The 909-nt window shown below is 46.6% G+C and carries 2 protein-coding genes; both read right to left on the bottom strand.

All coding sequences use genetic code 11. The features are described from left to right. A partial coding sequence (locus A3763_RS03045; RefSeq protein ID WP_156494857.1) for an ATP-binding cassette domain-containing protein occupies nucleotides 1-642 on the bottom strand: 642 nt, incomplete at its 3' end. A gap of 138 nt (nucleotides 643-780) precedes the next feature. Continuing rightward, nucleotides 781-870, bottom strand: coding sequence for a VPDSG-CTERM sorting domain-containing protein (locus A3763_RS30020; protein ID WP_369823081.1), 90 nt, complete (start codon nucleotides 868-870; stop codon nucleotides 781-783). Between the last annotated feature and the right edge of the window lie 39 nt (nucleotides 871-909).

The raw sequence follows: 909 nt of genomic DNA, 5'->3' as shown, positions 1-909 counted from the left end.
GGCGACGACGGTTCCAGGGTAGTCATGTAAGAAACGTTCCAACCACGCGACACTTTCTGCATCAAGGTGGTTGGTCGGTTCATCAAGAAGCAGCATGTCCGGCTTAGAAAGTAATAGACGGCAAAGAGCGACACGACGCTTTTCACCACCTGATAAATGTTTAACTTCAGCATCCCATGGTGGCAGTCTTAAGGCATCAGCAGCGACTTCCAGTGTTCTTTCCAGATTATGACCATCACCGGTTTCAATGATTGCTTCTAGCTTGGCTTGTTCTGCGGCTAGAGCATCGAAATCTGCACCTTCTTCAGCGTACTCTGCATAAACTTGATCTAGGCGAGTTAACGCATTTTTAATCTCACTCACGCCTTCTTCAACGTTGTCTCTGACCGTTGCTTCTTCGTTAAGTTCAGGCTCCTGAGCGAGGTAGCCAATATTGATACCCGGCTGAGGGCGGGCTTCACCAATATAGTCTTTATCAACGCCCGCCATAATTCTTAGTAGTGTTGATTTACCCGCACCATTAAGACCCAATACACCAATTTTGGCGCCAGGGAAAAATGAAAGGGAGATATCTTTGAGGATTTCTTTCTTAGGTGGGACAACTTTTCCCACGCGATTCATGGTGAATACGTACTGTGCCATACAAATAGCCTTAATTAGTAAAAACGGGGTCGATCTGAATGGGCTAGACGTTAGCTAAAAAAGGCAGGCTTGGCAATCCCTGCTCCAGACTAATTGACTAAATCGTTCGAAGCAGGGTAATGATTGCGATGAGGAGACTTAGATTTTCTTGCGACGAATACCCACTAAGCCAAGAAGACCTAGGCCAAGCAAGGCAATAGAAGAGGGTTCTGATACGCTTTGGGTAATGATGCGCGCATCATCAATCCAGTAGCGACCTACCGTTGC

This window comes from Oleiphilus sp. HI0128, from assembly GCF_001635365.1.
This window is presented reverse-complemented; position numbering and strand designations above follow the sequence as displayed.